The sequence below is a fragment of the Mycobacterium sp. E3247 genome, assembly GCF_001667785.1.
In the GTDB taxonomy this organism is placed as follows: Bacteria; Actinomycetota; Actinomycetes; order Mycobacteriales; family Mycobacteriaceae; genus Mycobacterium.
On sequence record NZ_LZJG01000242.1, the window covers coordinates 1 to 719 of the forward strand.

Consider the following 719-nt stretch of genomic DNA (forward strand, 5'->3'; position numbering starts at 1 on the left):
GCCTTGACGACGTTGCGCCCCACCGTCCACCGGTGCACCTCATCGGGGCCGTCGACGATGCGGCTCATTCTCGCCTCTGAGAGCCAGGCCGCCAACGGCAGGTCGTGGGTGTAGCCCAAGGACCCGTGTATCTGCAACGCCGTGTCGATCACCTCGATCAGCATGTTGGCGATATAGGTTTTGGCCATCGAGTTCTCGATGCGCAGGTCGTGCCCGTGCTCCATCTTGTAAGCCAGGTGCAGGATCATCAGCCGGGTGACGTAAAGCTTCTCGGCGCAGTCGGAGAGCATCCACTGGATTCCCTGACGATCAGCCACCCGTTTGCCGAAGGTGACTCTTTCACATGCCCGCGCGGCCGCCATGTCAAGCGCTGCTTGGGCTTTCGCGATGCTCCACATGCCGTGCCGCAGCCGGCCGTAGCCGAGGCGATGCTGGCCCATGGCAAAGCCCTGTCCAAGTCCGCCGAGAATGTTCTCGTGGGGGACAACGAGGTCGTTGATGCGCACTTCGGCGTGGCCCATCTGGATTTCGCCCTGGTAGGTGGGGATATCGGATTCGCCCATGATAGGGATATTGCGGACGATATCGAAACCCGCGTTGGGCAGCTCCACCAAGAAGGTGGTGTATTGCCGATGACGAGGGGCGTCGGGATCGGTCTTGGCCATCACCAGTGCCAGCTGAGAAATGGACGCCCCTGAGGTGTACCACTTCTCGCCGTT

At 61.5% G+C, this 719-nt stretch carries 1 protein-coding gene; it reads right to left on the reverse strand.

Features of this window, described 5'->3' with window-relative positions:
* Nucleotides 1–719 (reverse strand): acyl-CoA dehydrogenase family protein (locus A9X04_RS32290; protein WP_197509158.1); only part of this gene is annotated, 719 nt, incomplete at both ends.